Source organism: Williamsia sp. Leaf354, from assembly GCF_001424365.1.
In the GTDB taxonomy this organism is placed as follows: Bacteria; Actinomycetota; Actinomycetes; order Mycobacteriales; family Mycobacteriaceae; genus Williamsia_A.
The window spans coordinates 71,265-86,197 of record NZ_LMPL01000005.1 but is presented as its reverse complement, the minus strand read 5'-3'; the positions used below and the strand labels follow the sequence as shown (position 1 = coordinate 86,197).

The 14,933-nt window shown below is 69.6% G+C and carries 11 protein-coding genes; 10 read left to right on the top strand and 1 reads right to left on the bottom strand.

Annotated features, from left to right (window positions below; all coding sequences use genetic code 11):
* Positions 1–2: 2 nt before the first annotated feature.
* From mtrB to secA, 5 genes are all read left to right on the top strand, one after another.
* Positions 3–1,625 carry an MtrAB system histidine kinase MtrB gene (gene mtrB / locus ASG12_RS17365; protein ID WP_055792454.1) on the top strand — a complete coding sequence of 541 codons (1,623 nt, stop codon included), beginning with the start codon at positions 3–5 and terminating at the stop codon, positions 1,623–1,625.
* Complete coding sequence (gene lpqB, locus ASG12_RS17360; RefSeq protein ID WP_055792451.1) at positions 1,618–3,381, top strand: MtrAB system accessory lipoprotein LpqB; 1,764 nt, start codon at positions 1,618–1,620, stop codon at positions 3,379–3,381. Before mtrB ends, lpqB begins: the two co-directional genes overlap by 8 nt.
* A gap of 104 nt (positions 3,382–3,485) precedes the next feature.
* Positions 3,486–4,196, top strand: a complete 711-nt coding sequence (locus ASG12_RS17355) for a ComF family protein (protein WP_055792448.1) — start codon at positions 3,486–3,488, stop codon at positions 4,194–4,196.
* Positions 4,197–4,683: 487 nt separating this feature from the next.
* The gene (gene hpf, locus ASG12_RS17350) at positions 4,684–5,490 is read left to right on the top strand and encodes a ribosome hibernation-promoting factor, HPF/YfiA family (RefSeq protein ID WP_235457384.1); all 807 of its coding nucleotides are present in this window, start codon (positions 4,684–4,686) and stop codon (positions 5,488–5,490) included.
* Between the two features lie 194 nt (positions 5,491–5,684).
* Positions 5,685–8,510, top strand: a complete 2,826-nt coding sequence (gene secA / locus ASG12_RS17345; RefSeq protein ID WP_055792443.1) for a preprotein translocase subunit SecA — start codon at positions 5,685–5,687, stop codon at positions 8,508–8,510.
* Positions 8,511–8,607: 97 nt separating this feature from the next.
* Here secA and ASG12_RS21800 read toward each other — a convergent pair whose 3' ends face one another.
* A complete protein-coding gene (locus ASG12_RS21800) occupies positions 8,608–9,237 on the bottom strand; it encodes a DUF4232 domain-containing protein (RefSeq protein WP_156378161.1) in 630 nt (209 codons plus the stop codon).
* Positions 9,238–9,376: 139 nt separating this feature from the next.
* Here ASG12_RS21800 and ASG12_RS21795 point away from each other — a divergent pair, with 139 nt between their 5' ends.
* The 5 genes from ASG12_RS21795 to ASG12_RS17315 all read left to right on the top strand — a co-directional run bounded on the left by ASG12_RS21795 (position 9,377) and on the right by ASG12_RS17315 (position 14,928).
* On the top strand, positions 9,377–9,964 hold the full coding sequence (locus tag ASG12_RS21795; protein ID WP_055792437.1) for an Rv3235 family protein: 588 nt from the start codon (positions 9,377–9,379) through the stop codon (positions 9,962–9,964).
* A 62-nt stretch (positions 9,965–10,026) separates the two neighbouring features.
* Entirely contained in the window at positions 10,027–11,496 is a 1,470-nt protein-coding gene (locus tag ASG12_RS17330; RefSeq protein ID WP_055793791.1) for a wax ester/triacylglycerol synthase family O-acyltransferase, read from the top strand.
* Positions 11,497–11,527: 31 nt separating this feature from the next.
* On the top strand, positions 11,528–12,043 hold the full coding sequence (locus ASG12_RS17325) for a DUF6912 family protein (RefSeq protein WP_055792433.1): 516 nt from the start codon (positions 11,528–11,530) through the stop codon (positions 12,041–12,043).
* Positions 12,044–12,221: 178 nt separating this feature from the next.
* A complete protein-coding gene (locus ASG12_RS17320) occupies positions 12,222–13,532 on the top strand; it encodes a fatty acid desaturase family protein (RefSeq protein ID WP_045823626.1) in 1,311 nt (436 codons plus the stop codon).
* A gap of 154 nt (positions 13,533–13,686) precedes the next feature.
* Entirely contained in the window at positions 13,687–14,928 is a 1,242-nt protein-coding gene (locus ASG12_RS17315; protein ID WP_055792430.1) for a fatty acid desaturase family protein, read from the top strand.
* Positions 14,929–14,933 lie beyond the last annotated feature (5 nt).

Below are 14,933 nucleotides of genomic sequence, written 5' to 3'. Positions count from 1 at the left end.
GCATGGGGCGCGGCCGTCGCCGCATCAACCCGACCTTCCCGCGTTTCCTGCGCCGGTGGTCGGCAGCCGGCCGGGTCACCGGTCGCCTCTGGCGTCGATCGCTGCAGCTGCGGGTGGTCGTGTCGACCATGGTGCTCTCGCTCGTCGTGCTGCTGATCCTGGGTTTCGTGCTGACCAGCCAGATCACCGACCGGCTGCTCGAACAGAAGCTGCGGGCGGCCACCGAGGAGATCGACCGGGCCCGCACCTCGGTCGAACGCGACCTCGCCGGCGGCGACACCAACGCCTCGATCACCAACCGGCTGCAGCAGACCCGATCGATCCTCACCGACCGCGACGTCGGGACCACCCCGGCGTCGGGTGTGGTCGGCACCTTCGACACCGTCCTGCTGGTGCCCGCCGGTCCGCAGGACTCGGCGTCGGTGGGTCCGGCCGACGAGATCCCCGACAACCTGCGCGCCATGGTCCGCGGCGGTCGCATCGCCTATCGGTACTCCTCGGTCGCCGAGAACGGCGGCAAACGGTCACCCGCGCTCATCATCGGCACACCGACGGCGACCGGTGTGGCCGGGCTCGAGCTGTACCTGGTGTTCCCCCTGACGAACGAGGAGAGCACCGTCTCGCTGGTCCGCGGCACCCTGTTCACCGGCGGTCTGGTGCTCATCCTGTTGCTGGCGGCCATCGCCATGCTGGTGTCGCGGCAGGTGGTGATCCCGGTCCGGTCGGCCTCGCGGATCGCGGTGCGGTTCGCCGACGGCCGACTGAAGGAACGCATGCCGGTGCGCGGCGAGGACGACATGGCCCGGTTGGCGATGTCGTTCAACGACATGGCCGAGAGCCTGTCCAAACAGATCAGCAGCCTCGAGGAGTTCGGCGGACTGCAACGGCAGTTCACCTCCGACGTGAGCCACGAACTGCGCACCCCGCTCACCACCGTGCGGATGGCCGCCGACGTCCTCTACGAGTCGCGCGACGACCTCGACCCGGTGAACAAGCGGTCGGTGGAGCTGATGAACAGCGAACTCGACCGCTTCGAGACGCTGCTCGGTGAACTCCTCGAGATCTCCCGCCACGACGCCGGCGTCGCCGAACTGGCCGCCGAGAAGATCCCCATGAGCATCCCCATCGACGGTGCTCTCGCCACCGTCCGACACCTCGCCGCCGACACCGACACCCCGTTGGTCCTCGATCTGCCCACCGAACCGGTGATCGCCGAGATCGATCCGCGCCGCGTGGAACGCATCCTGCGCAACCTGCTGGCCAACGCCATCGACCACGGCGAACAGAAGCCCGTGACGCTGACGATGCGCAGCGACGGCGACGCGGTGGCGATCACCGTGCGCGACCGCGGCATCGGCCTGCGGCCCGGTGAGGAGAAGCTCGTCTTCAACCGGTTCTGGCGTTCGGATCCCTCACGTTTCCGTCGATCCGGCGGTACCGGGCTGGGCCTGGCCATCAGCATCGAGGACGCGCGCCTGCACAACGGTCGTCTCGAGGCGTGGGGCGAACCCGGCGCGGGCGCCAGCTTCCGGCTGACGCTGCCGTTGGTGCGCGGGCACAAGGTGCTGGGAAGTCCGTTGCCGCTCAAGCCGCTCGGCGCACGGAAGGCCACCGGTCGTGAGTGACACCCCACGACGACGGCGTCGCACGCCGGTCGCCGCGCTGGCCGCGATCTGCGTCGCGGTGACCGTGAGCGCCGGGTGCGTATCGATCCCGACCAGTTCGAGCCCGCAGCCGATCGGCACGCTGCCCAGCCGGGCACCGGCGGTGTCGGTGCCGAGCCCGGTGCCCGGGATGAGCCCCGAGGCGCTGGTCCGCGACTTCCTCAAGGCCTCGGCGAATCCGGGTTCGGGTCACCTCGCGGCGCGGCAGTACCTGACGGCGTCGGCGTCGGACAACTGGGACGACCGCGGCGGCTCGCTGATCCTCGACTCGATCAGCGTGCTCACCGACGGCCGCACCGACGACACCTTCACCGCGCGACTGATCGCCGACAACACCGGCGTCCTGCAGCCCAACGGACATCTCATCCCCGCCACCGGCAAGGTGGAGTCGCGTCTGACGATGCGACTGGTCAACGGGCAGTGGCGGATCGACGGTCAGCTTCCCGCCGGGGCGATGGTCGACCGCACCCAGTTCGTGTCGAGCTACCGCGCCCGCAACGTCTACTTCCCGTCGGTGTCGGGCGACCGCCTCGTCGCCGATCCGCGGTGGCTGTACTCCACCGGCAACGACGTCAGCGACCAGCTGGTCGACATGCTGATCTCCGGTCCCTCCGAGGAACTCTCCCGCGCGGTGACATCGGCCTTCGGATCGGCGGCGGCGCTGCGGGGATCGATCGAATCACTCGGATCGGGCGGAAAGCGGTTGCAGCTGACCGGGATCAGCTCGCTGTCCGACCGCGACCGCACCCTGCTCGCCGCGCAGGTCGTCTGGACCCTCGACCGCGCCGACGTGCCGGGTCCCTACGTCATCGACGCCGACGGCGCGCCCCTCAACGAGCGGTACTCGTCGGGCTGGACCACCGGCGACGTCGCGTCGCTGGATCCCTCGGGCACCGCGCAGTCGTCGCCTGCGCTCATGGTCATCCGCTCGGGGTCGCTCGACCGCGTGACGGCCACCGGCCTCACCCCGGTCGACGGGCCGCTCGGGACCTCCGGCGCCGTGCTCTCGGCGTCGGTGTCGTCGGACGGCAAGCGCGTCGCGGCCGTCACCCGCGGCCCCGCGGGCGGGCCGGCGATGCAGCTGCAACTCGGCGATCTCGGGGGGACGCCGGTGACGGTGGCGTCGGGACGCACGATCTCGCGGCCGTCGATCGGTCCCGACGACGACACGGTGTGGGCCGTCGTCGACGGCCGCCTGCAGCGGTGGTCGCGTGACGCCACCGGTGCCCTGCAGGCGCCGAAGGTCGTCGACACCGGCGCACTGTCGCTCGTGGCGCGCGGCGACATCACCGAGGTCCAGGTGTCACGCGACGGTGCGCGCGCCGCCGTGATCGTCGGCGGCACACCGATTCTCGCCGTCATCTCGACCACCGGCGCCGACACCCAAGCGCTGACCGGCGCGCGCGACGCCGCGTTCAACATCGGGGGCCAGGCCGTCTCACTCGACTGGGTGTCCGGCGACACCGTCGTCGTGGCACGGGGCACCACCGACTCGCCGATCGTGCAGGTGAGCGTGGACGGGACGCCGGCGGTCGGTCTGCTCAGCGGCAACCTGACCCCGCCGGTCACCGCGGTGGTGGGGGACCGCTCGACGCTCTACGCCGCCGACAGTCGTGGGGTCCTGCGACTCGGCAGCACCGACGGTCAACCCGACCAGTACTGGAACGAGGTCGCCCCGACGATGGGGACGCAGGCCATCCCGGTCCTGCCGCAGTGACACCCCCGCCCTGAAACCTCCGCGGGAACGGGCACCTGTGCACAACCCCGCCCGTACCGGCGGATGGGAGCGAGGCGGCAGGCCGTCCCGGCGATGATCGCGGCATGGCGCGATGGCCCCTGTGGCTCGACGGTGTCCGGGAGGTCGCCCACGCCGCCGCCGACCTGGCGGTACCGCTGCACTGCGGCGGATGTGCGCGCCCGGGGACGCGCTGGTGCGACAGGTGCGACGCGACCCTGCGCGACGACCCCGTCGAATTGAGCCCGCGCGTGCCGCCGCCGGTGAGCACCTGGGCCGTCGGCCGCTACGTCGGACCGTGCCGGGGCGCGGTGCTGGCGCTCAAGGAGCACGGCCGGGGTGACCTGGTGCCGATCCTCGGGGCGGCCGTGGCGCGCGACCTCGTCCGACTCGCGGCGTGGTCGGAGCTGCCGCACACGACCGGTTCCCTGATCCTGGTCCCCGCACCGACCCGCTGGTGGGCGGCACGTCGCCGCGGTGGCGACCCGGTGACCGCCATCGCGCGGTCCGCCGCCGACCTCCTCGGCCCGCGGGTCGGCGTCGTCGGTGCGCTCCGCACGTCGATGTGGGCGCAGGACTCGGCCGGGCTGTCCGCGCGGGCGCGTGTGGACAACCTCGCGCACGCGATCTCGCTCACCGCGCGATCCTCCTCGCTGGCGCGGCTGCGGGCGCCCGACACCACCGTCGTCCTGCTCGACGATGTCCTCACCACCGGAGCCACCGCGACCGAGTCACTGCGGGTGCTCGCGGCGGCCGGCGTCGGGGTCCACGCGGTCCTCGTGGTCGCCGGTGCCTGAGCCGGGTCCCGAGCCGATCGGCGACAGCGCCCGAACGCGACATGTCCGGCGCGACACACCGCACGACACGCGGTGAGGTCAACGGATCGACATGAAAACTCGATGAAATGTTGACCCGCAAATCATGGCGACGCCATGTCGCAGCGACTACGTTGAGGGACACACTCGTCGACGTCACGCATCGTGCCGGCCGGTGATGACGACCAGCCCGCGCTGACGGCGTGGTGCACGTCGGCGGTGATCGAACACCATCGCCCGACCTGTGGAGGTGAGGCCGCTCCCCCCAGAAGTGTCGTTGCGATGCAATCGATCTCACGCCCGTTCGTGAGACGTCTGCGCGACAACGGAGGTCGGACACCGGCCCCCGCCGAGCAGCGGCACCGACCCCGACCGTGGCCGGCCGCGATCCCTTTCGTGCGACATCTCGTTCGCCCGAGTCGCGACGCCCGCGGAACACCCCAGACCAGGAGGTAACCGAGTGTCGACCGTGTTGAACACGACCCCCCGCGCAGGAACCGATGCGGCGCCCCGGGCGAGCAACCCCGCCCAGCGCCCTGTACCGACCCCCCGTGAGCCGTCCACCCCGCACACCCCGCCCCGCGCCGATCAGGCGCCCGCGGCCCCCGATCCCTTCGACCGCAGCTCGGCCTTCGTGTCCGCCGACCCTGACCACATCCCCGGTCAGCCGGTCGCGACCGTCACCGTCACCGGCCGCAACGTCGAGGTACCCGACCACTTCCGTGTGCACGTCGGCGACAAGCTCTCCCGCGTCGAGCGGTTCGACCCCACGATCTACGCCTTCGACGTCGAACTGCACCACGAGCGCAACCGCCGTCAGGCCAAGGTCTGCCAGCGCGTGGAGATCACCGTGCGGGGCAAGGGCCCCGTGGTGCGTGCCGAGGCGTGCTCGGAGAACTTCTACGCCGCCCTCGAATCCGCGGTCGACCGGCTGCAGTCGCGACTGCGACGCACCAAGGACCGACGCCGCGTCCACCACGGCCTGCGCACCCCGGTGTCGGTGGCCGAGGCGACCGCCGACATCGAGACACTCGATCTCACCGACACCGCTGCCGCCGTCTCCACCGACCCCGCCGATGCCTTCGACGACCACGCCCCGGGACAGGTCGTGCGCGTGAAGGAACACGAGGCGGTCCCGATGACCGTCGACGACGCGCTCTACGAGATGGAACTCGTCGGCCACGACTTCTTCCTGTTCCACGACAAGGAGAGCGACCGACCCTCGGTGGTCTACCGCCGCCACGCCTTCGACTACGGACTCATTCGTCTCGCCTAGCGGCCTCCGGCCTCCGTGTCGGTCCGTCTGGCCTGAGCACCCCTGACACGCAGCCGCGGCGGTGAGAACCGTCGCGGCTGCGTCGTGTCGGGACCCCGTCAGTACCATGGTGGGGATCTGCGGCCGTACCCATCGGGGTGCGCGCGCAACCCACAAGCCACACAGCCACGAAAATTCGGACAGAGGGATCAACAGTGCTCAACAGGATGCTGCGAGTCGGCGAGGGCCGGATGGTCAAACGTCTGGACGCGATCGCGACACACGTCGAGTCGCTGTCCGACGAGATCGAGGCGCTCACCGACGCCGAGCTGCGCGCCAAGACCGCCGAGTTCACCGAGCGGTACAGCGAGGGCGAGGCGCTCGACGACATGCTCTCCGAGGCGTTCGCCGTCGCCCGTGAGGCCGCCTGGCGCGTCCTCGGTCAGAAGCCGTTCCATGTCCAGATCATGGGCGGCGCGGCCCTGCACTTCGGCAACATCGCCGAGATGAAGACCGGTGAGGGCAAGACCCTGACCTGTGTCCTCCCGGCCTACCTCAACGCGCTGACCGGTGCGGGCGTCCACGTCGTCACCACCAACGACTACCTCGCGAAGTTCCACGCCGAGTGGATGGGACGCGTGCACCGCTTCCTCGGCCTGCAGACCGAGGTCATCCTCACCGGCATGACGCCCGACCAGCGTCGCGAGGCCTACGCCGCCGACATCACCTACGGCACCAACAACGAGTTCGGGTTCGACTACCTGCGCGACAACATGGCGCACTCGCTGGCCGACCTGGTGCAGCGCGGCCACGCCTACGCCATCGTCGACGAGGTCGACTCGATCCTCATCGACGAGGCCCGTACCCCGCTGATCATCTCGGGCCCGGCCGACGGCTCGAGCAAGTGGTACACCGAGTTCGCCCGGATCGCGCCGCACCTCAAGAAGGACGTGCACTACGAGGTCGACATCCGCAAGAAGACCATCGGTGTGCACGAGGCCGGGGTGGAGTTCGTCGAGGACCAGCTCGGCATCGAGAACCTCTACGACGCGTCGAACTCGCTGCTCGTCAGCTACCTGAACAACGCGATCAAGGTCCAGGAGCTGTTCGAGCGCGACAAGGACTACATCGTCCGCAACGGCGAGGTCCTCATCGTCGACGAGTTCACCGGCCGTGTGCTCGACGGACGCCGGTTCAACGAGGGTCTGCACCAGGCGATCGAGGCCAAAGAGGGCGTCGAGATCAAGGCCGAGAACCAGACCCTGGCGACCATCACGCTGCAGAACTACTTCCGCATGTACGAGAAGTTGGCCGGCATGACCGGTACGGCGCAGACCGAGGCCGCCGAACTCGACCAGATCTACAAGTTGGGCGTGCTGCCGATCCCGACCAACAAGCCGATGATCCGCGCCGACCAGACCGACCTCATCTACAAGACCGAGGAGGCGAAGTTCGCCGCGGTCGTCGACGACATCACCGAGCGGCACGAGAAGGGCCAGCCGGTCCTGATCGGCACCACCAGCGTCGAGCGGTCGGAGTACCTGGCGCGCCAGCTCACCAAGCGCGGCATCCCGCACACGGTCCTCAACGCGAAGTTCCACGAGCAGGAGGCGCAGATCATCGCCGAGGCCGGTCGGTCCGGCGCGGTCACCGTCGCCACCAACATGGCCGGTCGTGGCACCGACGTCGTGCTCGGCGGCAACCCCGACGTCATCGCCGACGTGCGTCTGCGCAAGCAGCGTCTCGACCCGGTGGAGACACCGGAGGAGTACGAGGCGGCGTGGGACGAGGTCATCGAATCGGTGAAGGCCGAGGTGTCCGCCGACGCCGAGAAGGTCCGTGAGGCCGGAGGCCTGTACGTGCTGGGCACCGAGCGTCACGAGTCGCGCCGCATCGACAACCAGCTGCGCGGCCGTTCGGGTCGTCAGGGTGACCCGGGTGAGTCGCGGTTCTACCTGTCCCTCGGCGACGAGCTGATGCGTCGGTTCAACGGTGCGGCGCTCGAGTCGATCATGAACCGCGTCAACCTGCCCGACGACGTGCCGATCGAGGCGAAGATGGTCAGCAAGGCCATCCGCAGCGCCCAGACCCAGGTCGAGCAGCAGAACTTCGAGGTCCGCAAGAACGTCCTCAAGTACGACGAGGTGATGAACGAGCAGCGCAAGGTCATCTACGGCGAGCGTCGCACCATCCTCGAGGGCGAGGACCACCGTGAGCAGGTGCTGCGGATGATCGACGACGTGGTCTCGGCGTATGTCGCCGGCGCCACCGCCGTCGGATACGTCGAGGACTGGGATCTCGAGCAGCTGTGGACCGCGATGCGCACGCTGTACCCGATCGAGCTCGACTACAAGGAGATCGTCGGCGAGAACGAGTTCGGGGAGCGCGAGGACGTCTCGGCCGAGGAGCTGACCGAGAAGCTGGTCGCCGACGCGCGTGAGGCGTACGCCAAGCGTGAGGCCGAGATCGACGCGATGGCCGGCGAGGGTGCGATGCGTCAGCTCGAGCGGACCATCCTGCTCAGCGTCCTCGATCGCAAGTGGCGCGACCACCTGTACGAGATGGACTACCTGCGCGAGGGCATCCACCTGCGGTCGATGGCCCAGCGCGACCCGGTCGTGGAGTACCAGCGCGAAGGCTTCGACATGTTCTCCGGGATGCTCGAGGGCCTCAAGGAGGAGTCGGTGGGCTTCCTGTTCAACGTCGCGGTCGAGGCCGCGCCGTCCGAGCAGGCCCCGGCGCCGGCCGCCGCGCCCGTCGCCCCGCCGGTCGCCCCGCGACCCCTGCCCACCGAGGAGGCGCAGAGCGCGGTCGCCATGACCAAGTCGGCGGCTCCCACGGCGCTGCGGGCACGCGGCTTCGACGACGAGCAGCAGGACCTGGTCTACACCGGTCCCGCCGAGGACGGCAGCACCCGTCAGATCGCGGACGGCGCCGACACCGCGGGCGTCTCGGCGAGTCGTCGCGAGCGTCGTGCCGCGGCACGGTCGGGGACCCGCACGGCCGGTACCAAGCCGCCGAAGGCGCGCAAGAAGCGCTGACGCCCTCCCGCATCACCGATCCGCTCCCGCGACAGACACCATCGTCGCGGGGGCGGATTCGTCTCTTCGGAACGTTCCCGGCGTGAGCCGGGACGGTTCAGCGCAAGGGGCCGACTGTGAGGAGGTGGGCGGACATCGATCGGCAGGCGGTGAAATACGTCGTCCGTACGAAGAGCGCGTCACGGTCACCGGGCGGATAGATCCTCAGCCCGTCCGCGCGGACCTGGTCACAGCCGGGGAAGTCCCCGGCCTCGGCGATCTCGAGTCGTGCGGTGGCCACGCCGCGTGGAGCGATGGACGACGTCACCACCGTCGAGCCGTCGCGGACCGCTGCCGCACCGAGTTGCTTGCCGTTGCCGTCGCCGACGAACGAGACCCCCGGGTAACCCGTCACGGTGCACGCGGTTGATCCGGTGTTCGTCAGTGCGAGCGTCCCGTACTCCGGTCCCGCCGTTCCGCCGCCCCGATTCGTCACGGTGCCCACCAGGTCGGCGGCGCGGCACCGTGCGACACCCGTCGCGTCGGCCGGTGACGTGCCCACCGATCCCGGGTCGGCGGTCGGAGACCCGGGAACGCCCTGGTCGGGCGACACCGGGCGGGTGTCGGCGTTCGACATGACGGTGACGGTCGTGGTCGTCGCCGGGGTGTCGGATCCCGATGAACATGCGGCCGTGGCGGCCGCGAGACCGATCGTCGCGACGAGGGCACAGACACTCTTGCGGATCACCTGAGCCATGCTAAGCGCTTTGCGACGGGCGACGGCGGAACCGTTCGGCCCGCGGCCGCGTCGAAAGAGGTGCGCGAACTCGACTCGTCGGCGGGAGACACCCAGCCGGTCGGCTCGCCACGGACGATGGGTGGGGCTCATGACGGACACAGGCACGGTCGCGGTGCGCGACCGGGAGGGCGGCGTCGACACGGGCTGGCTGATCGGACCCATTCCGCAGTGTGAACCCGAGCCCTTGTCGGTGACACCGGCGACGGGGCCGAGGGGCGTGGCGCGCGTGGTCGGGCCCGCGACATCGCGGCAGCGGCCGCCTGCGCCCGCCGTGGGCGCCCCGGTCGCCGACCGGGTGGATCCCTCGGCGCGTGCGTTCGCCGTCTCCGCACTCACCCGCGTGCTCGAGGTCATCGACCGACGCCGCCCGGTGGCACACCTCGGGGCGGTGGCCGCGCCCCACATCGTCGATCAGGTGACGGCCCTGATGCACCGATCCGCACCGTCCTCGGTGACGGGTGGTCGCCGCCCGCCGACAGCGTCGTTGCTGCGGGTTCACCTGCAGTGGTCGGGTCCCGATGCTGCCGAGGTGACCGCGAGCTACAGCCGCGGGAACCGGGTCCACGCCGTCGCCGCGCGGGTGGCGCGGGTGCCCACGCGGATCCGTCCGACGGTCCCGGGCGGTCCGCGCGTCACCGAGCTGCGGTGGACGTTGGTCAACATCACCACCGTCTGAGCCGGGCGGTCGATCTGGGAGGATGGGGTCGCACAAGGATCAGGAAGGCGGTGTGGACCCCGGTGAACCGACTCTCCCCGCAGGACGCCACCTTCTACTACCGCGACGAAGAGGGGTCGACGACCCATCTCGGATCGCTGCTCGTCCTCGAACGCAGTGCAACCCACCTCGAATACCACCGACTGCTGGCCACCGTGGAGAGCCGTCTGGGCTCGGTACCGCGGTACCGGCAGCGTGTGCGCGAGGTGACCTTCGGCCTCGCCCGCCCGGTGTGGGTGGACGACAACGACTTCGACATCACCTATCACGTGCGGCGTTCGGCGCTGCCGACCCCGGGGACCGACGACCAGCTCCACGACCTCGTCGCGCGACTCATGTCGCGGCCGCTCGACCGGCACCGTCCGCTGTGGGAGATGTATCTCGTAGAAGGGCTCGCCGACAACCGGATGGCGGTGCTGACCAAGACCCACCGCGCCCTCGTCGACGGTCGCGACGCCCTGGAGATCAACCAGGTCATCGTCGACGACGAACCGGTGCACCCCGAGACCCCGCAGGACCTGTGGCTGCCCGACGCCGAACCCAGCAGCGGCGCACTGGTCGTCCACGCGATCGCCGATGTGGTCACGCGGCCGTGGGAGCTGATCGAGACGGTGCGGTCGGCGCCGGTCGCGCGGGTCGCCTCCGCTCCGGTCTCGACGGTCACCTCGGTGGTGACCGGTTCGCTGCGCCGCATCGGCTCGGTGATGCAGCTCGCCACCGATCCCGCGCCGGACAGTCCGCTCAACGGCGCGACCACCGGCACCCGGCGGTTCACCGTGGCGTCGGTACCCGCGGTGCGGTGTCTGCAGATCGCCCGTGCGCACGACTGCGCCGTGAACGACGTGGTGCTCGCGGCCATCGCCGGCGCCCTGCGTCGCTGGCTGCTGTCGCGCGATCTCGCCGTCGACGCCCACGCCACCGTCCGGGTGATGGTCCCGCTCAGTGCCTACACCGCCGGGGTCGAGGCCGGATCGACGAAGTCCGACGAACTGAGCAGCGACGCCGAGTGGATGGCGGAGGGCCTGCGCGGCTTCGTCACCGATCTGCCCGTCGGCGAGCCCAATCCGACCGTGCGCCTGTCGCAGATCGCCCATCTCACCGAGCGGCACTCCCACTCCACCCGCCGGATGTCGATGGGGACACGCGCCTGGCTGCCCGAGTTCACCGTCGCCGCGACCCAGCGCGTGGGACCGGCGACGTTCCACGCGATGAGCTCGCGTGCCGCTGCGTCGATGTCGGGGCGGTCGTTCAACGTCCCCGTCAGCATCGCGCGCGGACCCGGCGCCCCGCAGTACCTGGCGGGCAACCGCATCACCGAGATCTATCCGGTTCCGGCACTGGTGCCGCAGCGCGCACTCGCGATCGGGTTGAACTCCTACAACGGCGAGGTGTTCTTCGCCTTCAACGCCGACCGCGACATCATGTGGGATCTCGGTGCCATGACCGAGTTCCTCGCCGAGTCGTTCGACGAGCTGCCGGTGACGACCCGGTGATCGATCAACCAGATGCGAGGAGAGCAGTCGAGTGAGGGTGTACCTACCGGCCACGTTGGCGATGTTGGCCACGATCGAGTCATCGGGGCAATTCGACTCCGTCGGCGGCACCGCCTTCGCCCTCACCCCGGGCCTGCGGGAGTCCTACACCTCCGGTGACGACGAGGAACTCGCCGAGGCCGCCATGCGGGAGGCCGCGCGGGCGTCGTTGCGGCTGATGGCCGCCGAGGCGGACACGCGTGCCCCCGACGAGCCGGCCCTGCCGCTGCGGCGGGTGGTCGTCGCCGCCGACATCGAACCGGTCACCCTGCGCCCCGACCTCGACGTCGCGGTGGTCAAGATCGACCCCTCGGTGCCACGCTCGGCGATCGCGTCGGTGCACGTCGACGTGGCCGAGGCCCAGACCGCCGTCGCCGCGGCCATCGAGGTGATCGACGACGCCGACCTGGGCGACGAGGACGCCGAGCTCGCGATCGGCGACGTCGACGATTTCGACCTCGCCTGGTATGCCACGCAGGAGCTCCCGTTCCTGCTCGAACTGCTCTGACGGCAGAGCACCAGGGCATCTGTGCTGCGCCGGTGCGCGCCCGACCGGGTTGGGCTCGACGCCAGGAACTACTAGTCCGAGATGTGTCCTCGTACACATCTACGACGACCCCTGGACGCCTACGGTTCCGTAACCTACGCTTTCGTAGGTCAGCAGTTCCGGCGCCGAAGGAGTCATCGTGGCAGTCAAGAACGTCCCCGAGTACGCGCACCTCAGCGAAAGCGACGTCGCCGAACTCGGACGCCGTCTCGACGCCGTCCGTGCCCGCATCGAAGAGGTCCGCGGAGAGCGTGATGCGAAGTACATCCGCAACACCATCCGGTTCCAGCGCGCCCTCGAGGTCACCGGTCGCGCGCTGACCGTCGGCGCGCGACGCCGGCCGCTGTGGTGGCTGGGCGCCTCGGCGCTCGGTGTCGCCAAGATCGTCGAGAACATGGAGATCGGCCACAACGTCATGCACGGCCAGTGGGACTGGATGAACGATCCGGAGATCCACTCGACCGGCTGGGAGTGGGACAACGCGGGTCCGTCTGAGCACTGGAAGCAGACCCACAATTACCTGCATCACAAGTACACGAACGTGCTGGGCATGGACGACGACGTGGGCTACGGCCTGCTGCGCGTCACCCGCGACCAGCGGTGGCACCCGATCTACCTCGCCAACATCCTGTCGAACACCGTCCTGGCGCTCGGCTTCGAATACGGCGTGGCGCTGCAGCACCTCGAGCTCGGCAAGATCGGTCGCAAGGACTTCGACCGCGCCGAGCTCGATCGCAAGCTCGGCGAGGTCGGCGAGAAGGTGGGTCGTCAGATCCTCAAGGACTACGTGGTGTACCCGGCGCTCGCCGGTGCGGTCACCCGGTCGAGGTCGGGATGGCGCGCCGCCCTCACGGCGAACCTGATGGGCAACGCGATCCGCAACGTGTGGTCGAACGCGATCATCTTCTGCGGTCACTTCCCCGACGGCGCCGAGAAGTTCGTCAAGCAGGATGTCGACTCCGAGACCCAGGGCGAGTGGTACCTGCGGCAGATGCTGGGCAGCGCCAACTTCCACTGTGGCCCGGTGCTGGCGTTCATGAGCGGCAACCTGTCGTTCCAGATCGAGCACCACCTGTTCCCGGACCTGCCGAGCAACCGTCTGCGCGAGATCTCCCACGAGGTCAAGGCGCTGTGCGAGGAGTACGACCTGCCGTACACGATCGGCCCGTTCCCGGTGCAGTACGCCAAGTCGTGGCGCACCATCGCGAAGCTGTCGCTGCCGAACAAGTACCTGCGCGACACCCGCGACGACGCACCGGAGACCGCATCGGAGGAGCGCTTCCGCGAGGACTCCGCCGTCCGTCTGGTCGCCACCATCGACCCGGTCACCGGTAAGCGACGGGGTCTGCGCAGCGCCATGGCGACCGCACGGGCGCGTCGACGCGACGGCGCACTCGCGAAGGTGTCACGTCTGGTCCCGGCGGCCCGGGGCACCGACCGCGCCGCCTGACCGACGCCGCGACACGCCCGAACACACCGCAGGCTGACACGGCCGTCTCGAGGTCACGGTGGCGTAACGACTGCGCGATGTGGACAATGAAGCGAGCACCCGATCCGCGTGCGAGCACACAGTGCGGAGCACGCCACAAGGAGTAGCCCGGCCCATGGCCATCACCGACATCAACACCTACGCCCACCTCTCCGAGGCCGACGTCGCCGAGCTTGGACGTGAGCTCGACGCGATGCGTCGCCGCATCGAGGCCGACCGCGGCGAGCGCGATGCCCGGTATCTGCGTCGGACCATCACCGCGCAGCGCCTCGTGGAGGCCGCGGGCCGACTCGTGTTGTGGAACAACAAGACCCGGTCGGAATGGGTTGTGGGCACCGCACTGCTCGCGGTCGCGAAGATGATCGAGAACATGGAGCTCGGGCACAACGTCATGCACGGGCAGTGGGATTGGATGAACGATCCCGAGGTGCATTCGTCGTCCTGGGAGTGGGACATGGTGTGCGCCGCGCCGGACTGGAAGCACTCGCACAACGTCGTCCATCACAAGTACACGAACGTGATCGGCATGGACGAGGACCTCGGGTACGGCGTCATGCGCATCACCCGTGACGAGCCGTGGCGTGCCAAGCACCTCGGCGGGCCGTTCATCAACGTCTTCCTCGCCGCGACGTTCGAGTGGGGCATCGCGCTGCACGATCTCGCGCTCAAGGACGTCGTGTCGGGCAAGCGCTCGTGGGCCGACGCGAAGCCCCAGGTGATGCCGTTCCTCCACAAGGTCCGTCGTCAGCTCACCAAGGACTACGTCCTGTTCCCCGCGCTGTCGGGCAAGCGTGCCGGACGTACCCTCTCGGCGAACCTCACCGCCAACCTCGCGCGCAACCTGTGGACCTACGTCGTGATCTTCTGCGGCCACTTCCCCGACGGTGCGGAGAAGTTCACCCTCGAGTCGATCGAGAACGAGACGCCGGGCCAGTGGTATCTCCGACAGATGTTGGGGACGGCCAACTTCAAGGCCGGCAAGGCCATGGCGTTCATGAGCGGCAACCTCTGCTACCAGATCGAGCACCATCTCTTCCCCGACCTGCCGAGCAACCGGTACGCGGAGATGAGTCGCGAGATCCGTGAGATCTGCGCCCGCTACGACCTGCCCTACACGACGGGTTCGCTGCCGCGGCAGTACTGGCTGTCGCTGCGCACCATCTGGAAGCTGGCGCTGCCCGACCGATTCCTCACGGCCACCGCCGACGACGCGCCCGAGACCGCATCGGAGCGGCGCTTCGCCGTGCCCGCCGTGACGGCGGCGGTCGGTGAGCGCGGCGGCACCCTGCGCCGTGGCCTCAAGACGGCCATCGCCGATGCGCGTCGAAGCCGTCGCGCCGTCGCCGCCTCGGCCTGACGACG